The 15,593-nt window shown below is 56.9% G+C and carries 14 protein-coding genes; 9 read left to right on the top strand and 5 right to left on the bottom strand.

Going from position 1 to position 15,593, the window contains the following annotated elements:
• Positions 1-6: 6 nt before the first annotated feature.
• The 5 genes from RO22_RS02780 to RO22_RS02760 all read right to left on the bottom strand — a co-directional run bounded on the left by RO22_RS02780 (position 7) and on the right by RO22_RS02760 (position 5,005).
• Positions 7-2,022 (bottom strand): ATP-dependent DNA helicase RecQ, encoded by a 2,016-nt coding sequence (locus RO22_RS02780; RefSeq protein ID WP_041157547.1) that lies wholly within the window; start codon positions 2,020-2,022, stop codon positions 7-9.
• Positions 2,023-2,050: 28 nt separating this feature from the next.
• Positions 2,051-2,269 carry a DUF1653 domain-containing protein gene (locus RO22_RS02775; protein WP_041157546.1) on the bottom strand — a complete coding sequence of 73 codons (219 nt, stop codon included), beginning with the start codon at positions 2,267-2,269 and terminating at the stop codon, positions 2,051-2,053.
• Positions 2,266-3,132 carry a tRNA cyclic N6-threonylcarbamoyladenosine(37) synthase TcdA gene (gene tcdA, locus RO22_RS02770; protein ID WP_041157545.1) on the bottom strand — a complete coding sequence of 289 codons (867 nt, stop codon included), beginning with the start codon at positions 3,130-3,132 and terminating at the stop codon, positions 2,266-2,268. The genes RO22_RS02775 and tcdA overlap by 4 nt, the downstream gene beginning before the upstream one ends.
• A gap of 35 nt (positions 3,133-3,167) precedes the next feature.
• Complete coding sequence (locus RO22_RS02765) at positions 3,168-3,941, bottom strand: pseudouridine synthase (RefSeq protein WP_022520138.1); 774 nt, start codon at positions 3,939-3,941, stop codon at positions 3,168-3,170.
• A gap of 116 nt (positions 3,942-4,057) precedes the next feature.
• Positions 4,058-5,005 (bottom strand): LysR family transcriptional regulator, encoded by a 948-nt coding sequence (locus RO22_RS02760; protein WP_041157544.1) that lies wholly within the window; start codon positions 5,003-5,005, stop codon positions 4,058-4,060.
• A 182-nt stretch (positions 5,006-5,187) separates the two neighbouring features.
• On the opposite strand from RO22_RS02760, the gene RO22_RS02755 reads away from it, so the two are divergent.
• The 9 genes from RO22_RS02755 (at position 5,188) to RO22_RS02715 (ending at position 15,589) form a co-directional block, all read left to right on the top strand.
• Positions 5,188-6,705, top strand: coding sequence for an ABC transporter substrate-binding protein (locus tag RO22_RS02755; RefSeq protein WP_041157543.1), 1,518 nt, complete (start codon positions 5,188-5,190; stop codon positions 6,703-6,705).
• Between the two features lie 83 nt (positions 6,706-6,788).
• The gene (locus tag RO22_RS02750) at positions 6,789-7,706 is read left to right on the top strand and encodes an ABC transporter permease (protein ID WP_027957806.1); all 918 of its coding nucleotides are present in this window, start codon (positions 6,789-6,791) and stop codon (positions 7,704-7,706) included.
• An 11-nt stretch (positions 7,707-7,717) separates the two neighbouring features.
• On the top strand, positions 7,718-8,629 hold the full coding sequence (locus RO22_RS02745; protein ID WP_041157542.1) for an ABC transporter permease: 912 nt from the start codon (positions 7,718-7,720) through the stop codon (positions 8,627-8,629).
• The gene (locus RO22_RS02740; protein ID WP_051430469.1) at positions 8,622-9,671 is read left to right on the top strand and encodes an ABC transporter ATP-binding protein; all 1,050 of its coding nucleotides are present in this window, start codon (positions 8,622-8,624) and stop codon (positions 9,669-9,671) included. The genes RO22_RS02745 and RO22_RS02740 overlap by 8 nt, the downstream gene beginning before the upstream one ends.
• On the top strand, positions 9,668-10,681 hold the full coding sequence (locus tag RO22_RS02735; protein WP_083868877.1) for an ABC transporter ATP-binding protein: 1,014 nt from the start codon (positions 9,668-9,670) through the stop codon (positions 10,679-10,681). Before RO22_RS02740 ends, RO22_RS02735 begins: the two co-directional genes overlap by 4 nt.
• Before the next feature lie 38 nt (positions 10,682-10,719).
• Complete coding sequence (locus RO22_RS02730; protein ID WP_022520145.1) at positions 10,720-12,141, top strand: M20 family metallopeptidase; 1,422 nt, start codon at positions 10,720-10,722, stop codon at positions 12,139-12,141.
• Positions 12,126-13,298 carry a M20 family metallopeptidase gene (locus tag RO22_RS02725; RefSeq protein WP_041157541.1) on the top strand — a complete coding sequence of 391 codons (1,173 nt, stop codon included), beginning with the start codon at positions 12,126-12,128 and terminating at the stop codon, positions 13,296-13,298. The genes RO22_RS02730 and RO22_RS02725 overlap by 16 nt, the downstream gene beginning before the upstream one ends.
• A gap of 81 nt (positions 13,299-13,379) precedes the next feature.
• Positions 13,380-13,931, top strand: coding sequence for a superoxide dismutase family protein (sodC, locus tag RO22_RS02720; RefSeq protein WP_041157540.1), 552 nt, complete (start codon positions 13,380-13,382; stop codon positions 13,929-13,931).
• A 188-nt stretch (positions 13,932-14,119) separates the two neighbouring features.
• A complete protein-coding gene (locus RO22_RS02715) occupies positions 14,120-15,589 on the top strand; it encodes a carbon starvation protein A (RefSeq protein ID WP_009288516.1) in 1,470 nt (489 codons plus the stop codon).
• Positions 15,590-15,593 lie beyond the last annotated feature (4 nt).

Raw genomic sequence — 15,593 nt, 5'->3', positions numbered from 1 at the left:
CGGCCTTTATTGTCCCAGCATCGCCTCCGCCCACTCACGCACTTTTGGATAGGCGCGCTGCTCAAAAACCGCGAAGCCGTTCAGGCTGCGGGCTTTGAGCGGGGTAAACACCGGCATGGTCAAGCCACACAGAAAGTGCGCCACCCGCTGGGCATTGGGCGGCTGGCCGAACTGTTCGGTGTGGCGCTCAATCAGCGGTGTGGCGTAGCGCTGAAAATCGGCCGTCGTTAGCGGTGGCTCGGGCAGTGCATCCGGTAGTTTTATCGGGTGGCCATAACACACCGAGCAATGTCCGCAGCGTCCCTGCTCAGTATTGGATGGTGTATCAAAGGTGCTGTCACCAAAGGTACTATCACCAAAGTGCATGGCCAACCGACGAGTCAGACAGCTCTCCGACTCAAACAGTGACAACATAGCCTGCAGCCGCTCAATCTCGATTCGCTCTCGATTCAGGCAATCCTCAAACAACTGGCTCGCCAGCGCCTCAATAGTAAAGTTCGGCTGGCAGATCTCGTAGACATCGGTCATCCGCTTGCCTTCCAGGGTTAGCCAGCCCTTATCTTGAAAGTACTCAAGGGCGGTAATGACGCGAGCGCGGGAAGCGTCAATCTGTTGCGTCTGCCCCACCTGATGTAGGCGGTCAAAATCCACCGTTCCCCAGGTGCGGGCGATAGGAATATTATCGACTAAAAGTCGCACAAAGGCCGCCCGCTCGCCTTCAAAGCGGCTAACTAATTGGTCTGGCTCAAGATGATAGCGCAGCCGGTACTCGGCTAGAAATGCGAAGCGCGGAGCGATAATGTCGTGCATTTCCAACCGCACCAGCAGCGTCTTTAGCGGCAGCGGGCGGATATTGGTATCCCGGGAAAGCGTATTGAGCAATACCTCCCACTGGCGATCCGGCGTTTGGCCTGCCGCAGCGATCTCTTCCAGCAGGCGATAGATGCCAGCATATTCAGGGGTATCGCCGTAAACAAAGTTTTCCAGCACCCGCAAGCCATCCCGCCCAGCCAGGGTCAGGCAAGTGGAAGGTAGGCCGTCGCGTCCCGCCCGGCCAATCTCCTGGCTATAGTTCTCGATGGATTTAGGCAGGTCATAATGCACCACATTGCGAATATCACCCTTATCAATGCCCATGCCAAATGCGATAGTGGCCACGATGCAGGGCGACTCGCCGCTCATAAATTGCCGCTGAATCTCATCCCGTCGCTGGGAATCTAGCCCTGCATGGTAGGCCTGGGCAGCGATCCCCTGGGCCGCTAACGCCTTAGCGACTCGCTCGGCGGTTTGTTGTAGGGTGACGTAAATAATCGTCGGCGCTTCGCTACCCGGCTGCATCTGCGGCTTCAGCCAGTTGATCAGCTGCTGCTGGCGACCTTCCATGGCCGGAGATACCAGCAGTTCAAGATTGGAACGGTAAAAGCCGGTAGTAATCACGTTCTCCGGCGCAATGGCAAACTTCTCACCCATATCGGCTATCACCGCTGGGGTCGCCGTGGCGGTGAGCAGTAGCACTTGAGGGATAGCAAAATCGCGCTGGTAGTCCGGCAGTTTGAGGTAGTCAGGGCGGAAGTTATGCCCCCACTCAGAGAGGCAGTGGGCTTCATCGACCACCATGAGTGAAATATGCACTTGGCGCAGAAAGTGGCGAAAGCGCTCATTCTTGAGCCGCTCCACCGAGACCATAAGGATTTTCAGCTCGCCGCTTTTAGCGCGCTCCATCACCTCCCGGGTAGCGTCACGGTCTTGGTTGGAATCAATGCTGGCCGCGGCCACGCCGTGGCGGGCCAGAAACGCCAGTTGATCCTGCATCAGCGCCAGCAACGGTGACACCACCAGGGTTAGGTGCGGCAAATGCAGCGCAGGAAGCTGATAGCACAAGGATTTCCCCGCGCCGGTGGCAAAAATCGCCGCCGTGGAGTGCCCTTCCAGCACTCTTGACACCACCGCCTGTTGGCCGCCGCGAAAGTCATCGAAACCGAATACTTCTTTCAGCGTCTGCTGGGGTGATGAGGGGGGCATGAGCACTCCTTGATAACGAAATTCCGGCTTAAAACGCCTTTTCCAGCGCAAAGCGCAGTTGGGTGTGGCCCTCTTTCGTCACTGTTTCCGTAAACATCGCCAGCGGGCGCACCCAAAGGTCGTACTCACCATAAAGAGCACGATAAACCACCAGCGGCTCTTCGTTTTCGCTGTGCTGGGCGGTGCCCAGCACTTCGTAGAGGCTGCCTTTGTAGTGGCGATAAATACCGGGAACGGGGGCGGTCATTGGCTCTCCTCTTGAGTGGCGTTTGTGGCACTCGGCTGGTTGGCTTTTTTTGCGAGGCGTTCGAGCACCTTTGAAGCGGCGACAAAGCCAAAGGTGCCAGTCAGGAAAGTGGCAGCCCCGAAGCCTGAGGCGCAATCCAAACGCGTAGCATCACCGCTACCGGGCTTTTGCAGGCACACTTCACCGTCGGCGCCGGGATAGATCAACTGCTCGTCGGAGTAAACACACTCCACTGAGAAGCGCCGTTTGGGGTTGCGGGAAAAGCCGTAATCCCGACGCAGCCGCGAGCGCACTTTGGATAACAGCGGGTCGTGCTCGGTGCGGGTCAAATCCGCCACCTGAATACGCGTGGGATCGGTTTGTCCACCGGCTGCACCGGTTACGGTAATGGGGATTTTGCGCCGCTTGCACCAAGCAATCAGCGCGGCTTTGGCGATCACGCTGTCGATGGCATCCACCACGTGATCGGCATCATCGGGAATCCGCTCGGCCAGGTTGGTGGGTGTCACGAAGGCAGTATCCGCCACAATCTCAATTTCCGGGGCAATCAAGCGGCAGCGCTCGGCCAGCACACCAACCTTGGGCTGACCGATAGTACCATCCAGCGCATGGAGCTGGCGGTTGACGTTGGAAACGCAGACGTCGTCCAGGTCGATCAACGTCAGCTTGCCAATGCCCGAGCGTGCCAGCGCCTCTACCGTCCAACTGCCTACCCCGCCGACACCCACCACCACCACGTGGGCATGACGAAACGCTTCGGCTGCACGCTGGCCATAAAGACGGCGAATGCCGCCAAAGCGAAAATCATAATCTGCAGAAGGAGGTTTCACGTTAGCCGTAGGCACAGGCGAGGCGGACGGCATGCTCGATGTAGTAGCTGAGGACATCACAAACTCACTCATAACGCTTGAAGGGCGGAAGGCGTGGTGTGGGGCGGCGTGCGCACGCTATCCATCGGTAAATGCCCCGCCCAGCCAAGCTGGTTAAACAGCGCGATCATGGTGTCATCCAAGGCACAGCTCAATTGTACACGCTTGTCTAACAGCGGATGGTCAAAGGCCAAATAGGTCGCGGCGAGCAGTAAGCGCGGAGCCTTCATCTGCTCGGCAAAAAAGCGGTTGTGGACACTTTTACCGTGCTTGGCATCGCCAATAATCGGGTAGCCACGCCGGGAAAGATGGCGGCGAATTTGATGGCGGCGACCGGTCATCGGCCGCGCCTCTACCAGGGAGTAGCGCGCCACCGGGTAGCGGTCGACCTGCACGGGCAGCTCGACGCTATCCAGGCGGCGAATATCGGTCATCGCGGGCATGGCGGGCATTTCCGCCTTGGGGCGCGTACCGTCCTCTTCCCTTAGCGGGTAATCCAAACGTTCATTTTCCGGTGCTTTACCGCGCACCACTGCCAGGTAGCGCTTTTCCACCTGGCGCTCGCTAAACGCATCGCTGAGCAGGCCAGCCACTGCCGACGAGAGAGCAAATACCATTACCCCAGAGGTCGGCCGATCCAGCCGGTGAACGGGGTAAACCCGCTTGCCAAGCTGGTCGCGTAAGCGTTGAAGCAGAAATTCGGTTTCACCACGCGCCAACGCCGAGCGATGCACCAAAAGCCCTGACGGCTTATGCACCGCGACGAGATACTCATCCTGATAGAGGATGTTGAGTGGCGTCATAACGCTCCCCGGTTAAAGCTAACAATCTAAACAGGGCGCCATTGTCGCGGCTTGGCCGTGAGATGTCATCCGCGCAATACGCTATTCACGCCAGCGCTTGCTAAGAAGGCAGGTGGTCAGCAGTTAATTGTTAGTGGAGTAGGAAAAAGCGGCAGTTGCCCAGGCGGAATATGCTCTTTTAGAAATGCTAAAAACGCCTGCGTCGCCGTCGGCAATGTGCGCTTGGCAAGGGTCTGGACTTCAATAAAGCGCGAATCCATGCCCTGGTCACGAATAGGAATCGCAACCACACGCTGTTGATGAACCCGGTAACGAACGGAGATCTCTCCGGCAAGCGCTACCCCGCCTCCCAGCATGGAGAAGTTAATCAAAGCCTCGGTGTAGTCACTGCTAAAAATGGACTCAAACGCCAGGTTTTGGCGACTACAGCAGATATCAAACAACTGGCGCAGGGTCGTTTCTGGAGAGGGCAGCGCCAGTGGATAGCGCTGTAGCTGCGCTAGTGATAGGTGTTTTTTAGCGGCTAACTCATGGTCGGGTGACACCAGCGCCATAATCGGCGCGGGCTGCCTAAGGGCAACGTTAATATCCGCCTCGGGCTTGAGGCTAAAGGTAATCCCGATATCTGCATCGCCCTCCCTGACATGACGGGTCGCCTGGGCAGGTGGCCCCACCATCAGATGGAAATGAATTCCGCTATAACGCTTGCGAAAAGCCGCGATTGCCGCGGGTAAAAAATCGACCGCAAACCCTTCTGAACTGGCGAGACGCACCTTGCCAAGCTGCAATCCACGTAGGGCCAGGATTTCACTGCCAATTCGGTCTGCCTCAAGCTGCATATGGCGGGCATGCACCGCCAGCAGTTCCCCTGCGGCGCTGGGCACCATACCCCGCGCTCGGCGCTCAAACAGTAGCGTGTCCAGCTCGCTTTCCAGCCGGGCAATCTGTCGGCTAATGGCCGAGGGCGCCACATTCAGCTTGCCCGAGGCTTCACTGATGGAGCCGCAGCGAACCACTTCGAGAAAGTAACGTAGTGCGGTTTCTTGTAATACGCGTGGATTCATAGTGGCTCCCCTCGCCATAAGCATTGCCAAAACGGCAATGGTAAATTCTAAACATTGCACTGGCGGCATGACTGCTTAATAGCTTAGTTTTAATTCAAGGTGACGGCTCATCTAAAAAACAACAAGCCTCGCCAGTACGCCAAACGCTCATAACCTTCCCTTATTAAAAAACGAGGTATGGCATGCAAACATCGAGAACTCTTTATTGCGTTACGTCACTTGCTTTACTCAGCATCGCGACACCCGCATTAGCTGGCAAGGCCAACGATACGCTGGTCTATGCCTCTGACAGCGAACCTGAAAACGTTAGCCCCTACCATAACAACCTGCGTGAAGGGGTTATTCTCGCCCATTTGGCCTGGGACACGCTGATTTACCGCAACCCGCAAACCAACGAATATGAGCCGCGTCTGGCCACCGAGTGGGAGTGGGCCGATGATAAGACTCTGGATCTTGTGCTCCGGGAAGGCGTGACCTTTCACAACGGCGAAGCCTTCAACGCTGACGATGTGGCATTCACTTTCAACTATGCAGTGTCCCCCAAATCCCGCGTGGTGACACGCCAAAATGTTGATTGGATTGAAAGCGTTGAGAAGCTTGATGAGTACCAAGTGCGCATTCACCTCAAAGAGCCTTTCCCCGCAGCCCTTGAGTACCTTTCCGGCCCAATGCCAATTTACCCCGATGAGTATTTCCAGGAAGTGGGTATCGAGGGTTTTAGTCGTGAGCCCGTAGGCACCGGCCCTTACCGGATTACCAACGTCCGTCCCGGGGATGGCGTTAGCCTAACGCGCTTTGATGACTACTTTGCCGACAGTCCCATTGGTCAGCCGGAGATCGCCAATATCGAGTTCAAGGCCATTGCCGATGCAGACTCGCGTATGGCGCAGTTAATGTCCGGTCAAGTCGATTGGATCTGGCGCGTGCCGTCGGATCAAGCTGAGTCGTTAAGCACTATGCCACAGCTTAGCGTGCTAGGCGGCGAAACCATGCGAGTCGGTTATATCGGCCTGGATGCCGCGGCCCGAGAAGATTCACCGCTAAATGACCTTCGCGTACGCCAAGCCATCAATCATGCGATGAACCGGGAAGGGCTCGCTAACGACCTAGTACGCGGCGGCAGCCAGCCCCTCTACGCCCCCTGCTTCCCGACTCAGTTTGGCTGTGAAACACAAGACGTTGTTGAGTATGAGTACGACCCTGACAAAGCCCGCGAACTACTCGCCGAGGCCGGTTACGCCGATGGCTTCGACATTGACCTTCATGCCTACCGTGAACGGGATTACGCCGAAGCAATGATTGGCGACCTACGCGCCGTAGGTATTAATGCCAACCTGCGTTTTATGACCTCCCCCGCGTTGCTGGAGCTCCAGCGTAACGGCCAAACCGATATGTCGTTCAAAGCCTGGGGCTCCTTCTCTATTAACGATGTCTCGGCTTTCGTCAGCGTTTATTTCACAGGCGGCATTGACGATCTCTGGCAGGACACCCAGGTGCAGGAGTGGCTGCAAGTCGCCGATACTTCGGTAGATCCTGATGTGCGCTTAGAGCACTACCAAAAAGCGTTCGCCCGCATTTCCGAGCAAGCGTACTGGGCACCGTTGTTTTCCTACTCCACCTACTACGCCCACACCGCTGATCTCGACTTCACTGCCTACCCTGATGAACTCCCCCGCTTCTACGAGGCGAGCTGGAAATAACGTTACCGATGGCATCTGATCGAGTTAACGGCAGCCGTGGAAATCACCACGGCTAGCCTTCCACAGCGAGGGAGTGATGCTTTATGTGGGCATTTGTTTTCAAGCGCACGCTGATAGCCCTTAGCGTCGCTCTGACTATTTCGGTTCTCTGCTTTAGTCTGCTGCAGCTCTCGGGTGACTTGGCGCTCTCCATTGGTGGCCCCGAGGCCACCGCCGAGCAGGTAGAACAAATCCGCGTTGATTACGGCCTGGACCGCCCGGTGATTCAGCAATTTACCACTTGGCTGTGGGGAGCCGTGCAGCTCGACTTTGGGCGTTCATATTACTACCAAAGCGAGGTAATGGATCTAGTCGTTGAGCGACTACCGGTGACGATGACCCTAGGAATATTGGCCTTGGCGATTGCACTGGGCGTGTCTATTCCCCTCGGTGTGGTCGCCGCGCTCAAACGTGGCAGTTGGATAGACCGTATGGCCATGGCGATTGCGGTTACCGGTCAGGCAATGCCCAACTTCTGGTTTGGCTTAACGCTAATCATCGTGTTTGCCGTCAAGCTGCAATGGTTTCCGGCCGCGGGCAGCGATAGCTGGCAAGGCTTCGTACTGCCCGCTATTGCGCTGGGCTATTACGCCACCCCCGCCATGATGCGCCTGACCCGCAGCGGCATGCTGGAGGTGCTAGAGGCCGATTACATTCGCACTGCACGGGCCAAAGGGTTGCGCACCGGCACGGTGATTTTCAAACACGCCTTGCGCAATGCGGTGATCCCAGTGGTCGCGCTGGCCGCCGTGGAGCTCGGGTTTATGCTCGGCGGGTCAGTGGTTATCGAAACCGTGTTTTCACTACGCGGGCTGGGGCAGTTGGCGTGGAACGCTATTTCACGCAATGACTATCCAGTCGTTCAGGCCATCGTACTGATCATTGCGCTGTTCTATATCGTGTTGACGCTGCTGGCCGACATTCTCAACGCAGCCCTCGACCCACGCCTGCGCGCGCGCTAACGGAGAACACCATGACAGACTCTCTTACCCCATCGGCTACCGCGCTACAAAGCCAATTAACTCCTGCTTGGCAGACGCGCCTATGGCGCAGCACGCTCAATAATCGCAGCTTGGCCATCGGCCTCTTAATCATTGCCTCGTTGGGGATTGTGGCGCTTCTAGCACCGTGGCTGGCTCCCCATGATCCCTACTTACAGGACACCGCTAATCGCATGGTGCCGCCTTTTTGGCACGAAACCGGTAGCTGGACGCACCCCTTAGGTACCGACCGCCTTGGCCGCGACTACCTGAGCCGCCTTATCTTTGGCGCGCGAATTTCGCTGTTTATTGGGCTGGTGGTCGCGCTGATTTCCGGACTGATTGGTACCACTCTGGGGGTCTTGGCGGGCTACTTTGGTGGTCGCATTGATGCGGTGGTGAGTTACCTGCTGACCACCCGCCTGGCCATGCCCGTGGTGTTAGTGGCGCTGGCTATGGCCTCGCTGATCGGCGGATCAATGCTGACCGTAACGCTGCTGCTAGGGCTGCTGCTATGGGATCGTTTCGCGGTCGTCGCCCGCTCGGCCACCCAGCAGCTGCGCGATGCCGAGTATGTGCAAGCCGCCCAGGCGTTGGGCTGCCCTCTGCCCTACATTCTGCTACGCGAAGTGCTTCCTAACATTGCAGGCGCGTTGATTGTCGTCGCCACCCTTGAGGTCGCCAACGCCATTTTGCTCGAAGCAACGCTGTCATTTCTAGGCATGGGTGTGCAGCCACCCTCGCCCTCCTGGGGGCTAATGATCGCCGAAGGCAAAACCTATATGTTCTTTCAGCCCTGGGTGATTACGATTCCCGGCAGCGCGCTGTTTGTTCTGGTGCTGGCGATTAACTTGCTGGGTGACGGACTACGCGACCTCAGCGCACCGGGAGGCCGCAATGAATAATCTATCTTCAACTGAGCGCTCAACAGCGCCAGCCTCACCGCTTCTCAGCGTTAAGCAGCTACGGGTTGATTTACCCGTAGCCAAGGGCACGCTACACGCCGTGCGGGGCATCGACTTTCACGTTGAGCGCGGTGAAATGCTCTGCCTGGTAGGTGAATCAGGCTGTGGTAAATCCATGACCTCGCTGGCATTAATGGGCCTACTGCCGCGCAAGGCGCAGGTAAACGCCGACTGCCTCAACTTTGACGGCGTTGATCTCCTTACGGTGCCTGAACGCGAGCGCAGCAATCTTCGCGGTGCACGCATGGCGATGATTTTTCAAGAGCCCATGACCGCCCTCAACCCCGCCTACACCCTGGGCAATCAGCTCTGCGAAGCCCTGCGCCGCCACCAGCGGGTATCGCGTCAAGCGGCCCACGATCGCGCCCTCTATTTGCTTAAACGAGTAGGCATCAGCGCCGCCGAAGAGCGTATGCGCCAATATCCTCACCAGCTTTCGGGCGGGCTGCGCCAACGGGTGATGATCGCCATGGCACTAATGTGTGAGCCCGATTTGATCATTGCCGATGAACCCACCACTGCATTAGATGTGACGATTCAGGCGCAAATTCTGCACCTGCTACGCGACTTACAGCAGGAGTTTGGCACGGCGATCATTTTCATCACCCACGACTTGGGTGTCGTTGCGCGTATCGCCGACCGGGTCGCCGTGATGTATGCCGGCGAAGTGATTGAAACCGCCTCTGCACAGGCCCTCTTTAAAGCCCCCAGCCATCCCTATACCCAAGGTTTGTTGCGCTGCATACCGACGCCCGGCAAGACACTGCCAGGCAGTCGTTTGCAGGCGATCCCAGGCGTAGTGCCCAGCTTGGTAGGCAAAATCGAGGGCTGCGCCTTTTGCAATCGCTGCGATCAAGCGGATGAGCGGTGCCGAACCACGCCCCCCTTACAGGCAGTGGCAGGCGAGCACTTTTCACGCTGCCACTTTGCCCATCAGCTAGCCAGCCCAGCGCCACTAAACGATCAGGAGGTAACGTCATGACAAACACCACCTCTCCTGCAAACAGTATGGATCCTCTTGCCCTCGAACTCTGCGCGCTGTCTAAAACGTTCAAACTGGGCGGTGGCATGCTACATAAGCCTCAAACCCTAAAAGCAGTCAATGAGGTATCGCTACGCGTTCCGCGCGGCCAGGTGATGGGGCTGGTGGGCGAATCAGGCTGTGGCAAGAGCACCTTGGCCAAGATGCTGCTGGGGCTGACACCCCCTAGTTCGGGCGATGTGCTGATCAATGGCAAAGCGATTGTTAACGCTAACCAAAAGGCACTGGCCCGGCATATACAGCCGATCTTCCAAGACCCTTATTCGTCGCTTAACCCACGCCAGCGGATTGCTCAGATCGTTGGTCTACCGCTACGTATTCACGCGCTAGGCACGCCCCGTGAACAGGCAGCGAAGGTCGATCAGATGCTTGACCTGGTCGGCCTACCCAAACGCGCCGCCCAGCAATACCCCGGGCAAATGTCAGGGGGGCAGCGCCAGCGGGTGGCGATTGCCAGAGCGCTGATTATGCGCCCTGATCTGGTGATTTGTGACGAACCCACTTCCGCGCTGGATGTATCGATCCAGGCGCAGATCCTCAATCTACTGCTCGACCTTAAAGATGAGTTTGGCCTTACCTACCTGTTTATTAGCCACGACCTCGCCGTGGTCGAACATCTCGCGGACCGGCTCGCGGTCATGTATCTAGGCCAGATTGTCGAAGAGGGTACCCGTGAGCAAATCTTCACCGCACCACGCCACCCATATACCCAAGCACTACTCGCTTCCGCGTTGACCCCGGAGCCAGGTCTAGGCGTGCCCGACATAGGCCTGGGGGCAGGCCAGCCCGACCCCACTCAGCCACCTTCGGGCTGCGCTTTTCACCCCCGCTGCCCAATCGCTCAACCGCAATGCTCAGAGCAGACACCCAAGCTGAGCGCTATTACGCATGCTTCCGGTCAAGCTTTTGGCAAGGGCAGCCAGGCGCGTGTCGCCTGCCACCTTGCCTAAACATATTTAATCAATATTTAACGTTAAAAGGAGTGCTTATGACGCGCCAACACGCCTTAGACCATGCCAAAGCTTACTTTGACAGCGGCGATTTTTATGACCAGCTTGCCCCGCGCATTGCCATCCGCAGCGAAAGCCAGGAATCGAATAGACAGGAAGAGCTTCACCGCTACCTTACTGAGCAGATCATTCCGGATATTGAGCAGCTCGGTTTTAGCTGGGACATTGTTGATAACCCGGCTGAAGGGTTTGGGCCGTTTCTGCTTGCTGAACGCCTTGAACCAGAAGCCTCGTTCAGCGTATTAACTTACGGTCATGGCGATGTCATCCGCGGGTATGACGACCAATGGGCTGAAGGGCTTTCGCCCTGGAAAATCACCCAGCAAGGGGATCGCTGGTACGGACGTGGCACGGCGGATAACAAAGGCCAGCACACCATCAATTTAGCCGCGCTGGGCTGCGTGCTGAAAGCAAGCAACGGGCGCCTGGGTTATAACGTTAAGCTCGTGCTGGAAATGGGCGAGGAGACGGGCTCCCCTGGCTTAAAAGAGATCTGCCACCGCTACCGTGACCGCCTCGCCGCCGATGTGTTTATTGGCTCAGATGGGCCGCGTTTGAATGCCGACGCTCCCACGCTGTTTTTAGGTTCACGGGGTTCCTTCAATTTCGACCTTAAACTCCAGGCCCGTGAAGGCGCTCACCACTCGGGCAACTGGGGTGGCGTATTAAAAAACCCTGCGGTGCGTCTGGCCAATGCACTCGCCACACTGGTGGATGCCAACGGTGTTATTCAAATCCAAGGCCTACGGCCTGACCCAATACCCGAAGCCGTGCGTAAAGCGCTCGCCGCATTGGAAGTCGGCGTCGGCGACAATGCCCCCACTATCGACACTGACTGGGGTGAGCCAGGACTATCGCCCGCTGAACGACTGTTTGGCTGGAACACCTTAGAAGTACTCGCCATGAAGGCGGGCAACCCGGATGCCCCGGCCAATGCTATTCCGCCAACGGCCTATGCCCACTGCCAACTGCGTTATGTGGTGGGCAGCGACCAGGACAATTTTCTAGTCCATTTACGCCATCACCTGGATCAACACGGCTATCACGATATTGAGGTAAGCGCTGCGCGCATGTCGCAAATGGCGGCGACACGACTCGATCCTGAAGACCCCTGGGTAGGCTGGGCGTTGGCCTCTATGCAACGCTCCACCCATAAAACGCCGACGCTGCTACCCAACTTAGGTGGCTCGTTACCCAACGATGTGTTTGCCGAAACCCTGGGCTTACCCACGCTATGGGTTCCACACTCCTACCCCTCCTGCTCCCAGCACGCGCCTGACGAACACCTATTGGGGAGCATCGCTTCAGAGGCACTGATCTTAATGGCGGGGCTATTCTGGGATTTGAGTGACCAAGGATCAGACATCATGAGAGAGAAAGCCTTATGCAAGACGAACTAACCCAACAGGTTTGCGCGTGGCTGGAAGGCCAGCAGCAGGCGATGCAAGATTGCCTTGAGGCGTTGGTCAATATCGACTCCAACAGCTATGACAAAGAGGGTACCGATGCGGTCGCCGACCTGATCACTCAGTGGCTTGAGCAGGATGGCATCACGGTTATACGCCACCAGCGCCCTGACTCAGGCGATATTTTGGAAGCGCATCTGGGGGGAACGGGTCAAGGCCATGTCTTACTCATGGGCCACCGGGATACGGTTTTCCCCACCGGTACGGTGGCGGGCCGAGGCTATACCCAGCAAGACAATATCGGCTTTGGCCCAGGCGTTGCCGATATGAAAAGCGGCCTGGTGATGAACTGCTTTGTTATGCGTGCGCTAAGCCGCCTGCCCACCTGCCCCCTACCCGTTCGCGCCCTGTTTACTGCCGATGAGGAAATTGGCTCGCCGGATGGGCGGGCATTTATCGAAGCGGCCGCCCAGGGGGCACGCGTCGCCTTAAATGTCGAGCCTGGGCGCGTCAGCGGCAATGTGGTCACTGGTCGAAAGGGAGGTGCTGGTTTTTTGATCAACGTCACTGGCAAAGCCGCCCACTCCGGCGTGAGCCATGCCGATGGCGCCAGCGCAATCGAAACACTCGCCCGCAAGATCATCAAGCTGCATGCGTTAACCGACTATGAGGCAGGCATCACCACCAATGTGGGCACCATCACCGGCGGGGTATCACGCAATACCGTCGCGCCTTTCGCGTCGGCACAGTTGGACACTCGTTTTGTAACCACTGCCCAGCGTGATCAGCTGTATAAAGCCATTGAGGCGATTATCGCGGAACCCGACGTTCCCGGCACTCTTGCGACCATAGAACAAACCTCTGAATTTTATCCTCTCGAAGCACGTATGAGCAGCGCGCTGTTTGAGCTTTATCAGGTTCAGGCTAAGGCGATCGGGTTTGCTGTTGACGGCGAATTCACTGGCGGCTGTTCTGATGCGGGCTGGACGGCCAGCCTGGGCATTCCCACTCTGTGCGGTCTTGGCCCTGTCGGCGCAAAAATGCACACTGACGAAGAGTACTGTTTGCTGGACACACTGGTGCCGCGCACTCAGGCACTCGCTGCTACGTTATTGAATTTGCACGATGTATCCTTTGCTTCGGCACGTTAAATTGGCAATGTAACTGCTAGCCAACTACCTTGAGTAAGCAACGCTGCTACAGCGTTTCCATGGATTCGGAAGGAGATCAACATGCGCTATTCAACTATACGTTTCTCAACACCGCTTACCGCTATTGCCGCCTCGCTGCTGCTCGCCACCTCAGCGGCACAAGCCAATGAAACGCTTGATGTCGAGATGCATAAAGTCAGCACCGAGGGTAATGAAGAGTCAATCGGTACCGTATCCCTTGAACATACGGATCACGGCTTACTGCTGACACCTTCATTGACGGGCCTTGAGCCTGGGGTCTACGGTTTTCACGTTCACCAGAATGCCAGCTGTGATCCCGCCGAGAATGACAGTGGCGAGATGACCGCAGCACTGTCGGCTGGCGGACACTATGACCCTGAAGAAACCGGCACTCACCAAGGCCCCTATGGAGAAGGTCATTTAGGCGATCTACCGGTGCTAACGGTTAATGAAGATGGCGAAGCCAATCTCCCCGTCTTGGCGCCGCGCTTGAGCATGGAAGATATGCCTGGCCGCAGCTTGATGATTCACGAAGGCGGCGACACCTACAAAGATGAACCCCACCTGGGCGGCGGCGGCACCCGAATGGCTTGCGGCGTCGTAGAGTCTTAAGCTTTACCGTTGTTGTTAATCGACAAAATGGGCAGCCTCTCGGCTGTCCTTTTTTTTGCTTACGACCCACTAAAGTCTAGCTGTGATTTTATAGTGGTTATCTGTACATTCAGCTCTGCTAAAGAAGTGCCTGCTTGCATGCTCTCCGACATGCTCGCCCATCCCCCTCACTGCTCTAGGTACCTTAGATGATCACCTTTATCGTATCGATCCTGCTGCTGATAGCGGGCTACTTTACCTATGGGAAATTCGTTGAGCGTGTGTTTGTAACTGACCGCAAGCGTCAGACGCCCGCTTTCAGCATGCGCGACAATATCGACTATGTGCCGATGAACACTACGCGCAATTCACTCATTCAGTTATTAAACATTGCCGGTGTCGGCCCTATTTTTGGCCCGATTCTCGGCGCGCTGTATGGGCCAGTGGCGTTTGTGTGGATTGTGATTGGCTGTATCTTTGCCGGTGCTGTTCACGATTACCTGACCGGCATGATCTCGATCCGCAACCACGGCGCTCACCTGCCGCAACTGGCCGGCAAGTTCCTGGGTAAAGCGATGAAGCATGTGGTCAATGGTTTCGCGATTCTGCTGCTGCTTTTAGTCGGTACGGTATTCGTCACCTCGCCTGCGGCGCTGCTGGCCAATATGACCTCGCTGTCGTTAACGCTGATCATCGTCGCTATCTTTATTTATTACTTGATTGCCACCCTGCTGCCGATTGATAAGGTCATTGGCCGTATCTATCCCTATTTTGGCGCCCTGCTGCTGTTCAGCGCGGCGGGTATCGGTATCGGCTTGATCATCACGGGCGCTCCGATCCCTGAGCTCTCGTTCCAGAACATGCACCCTGACGCCGCACCGATTTTCCCGCTGCTGTTTTTAACCATCTCCTGCGGCGCGCTTTCAGGTTTTCACGCCACCCAAACGCCGATTATTTCGCGCACCACCCAAAACGAAACCAATGGTCGCAAAATTTTCTACGGCATGATGATCACCGAAGGCATTATCGCAATGATCTGGGCGGCCGCCGCCATGAGCCTGTTCTATGGCGACCAGTCGCTTTCCGATGTGCTGGCAGCCGGTGGCCCTGCTGCGGTGGTAAGCGAAGTTTCTACCACCATGCTCGGCGCTATAGGCGGCACCCTGGCCGTGCTCGGCGTTATTGTGCTGCCGATCACCTCGGGCGATACCGCCTTTCGCAGCGCACGGATGATCATCGCCGACTACATCAAGATCGATCAAAAGCCGATTATGAAGCGCGTCATGGTCGCTCTACCGCTGTTTGTGGTGTCTTACGCGCTAACCCATATGGACTTCACACTGCTATGGCGCTACTTCTCCTGGGCGAACCAGACCACCGCCGTGATCGCGCTGTGGGTGGGTACTATGTACCTGGTGCTGTCGCGTAAGCCTCACTGGATTACCTCAATCCCAGCCACCTTTATGACCATGGCCACGTTTACCTACTTAGCCTACGCGCCGATCGGTTTTGGTCTACCGCTGCAGCTAAGCTATGTGGTGGCCGCGTTAGGTACGCTCCTTTGCATTGCGCTGTTTATGAAGCGTGTCCGTCGCCTAAGCCGGGCAACTTTTGCCGTTGATGAGCCGGCGGTACCGAGCCAGTTTGTGGACAGCGGTGAGGCGATTGCCGCTAAATAGTTAG

It is taken from the genome of Halomonas sp. KHS3 (assembly GCF_000830495.1).
Lineage (GTDB): Bacteria > Pseudomonadota > Gammaproteobacteria > Pseudomonadales > Halomonadaceae > Vreelandella > Vreelandella titanicae.
The sequence above is the reverse complement of the archived record's forward strand: the minus strand, read 5'-3'. Positions and strand labels throughout refer to the sequence as shown.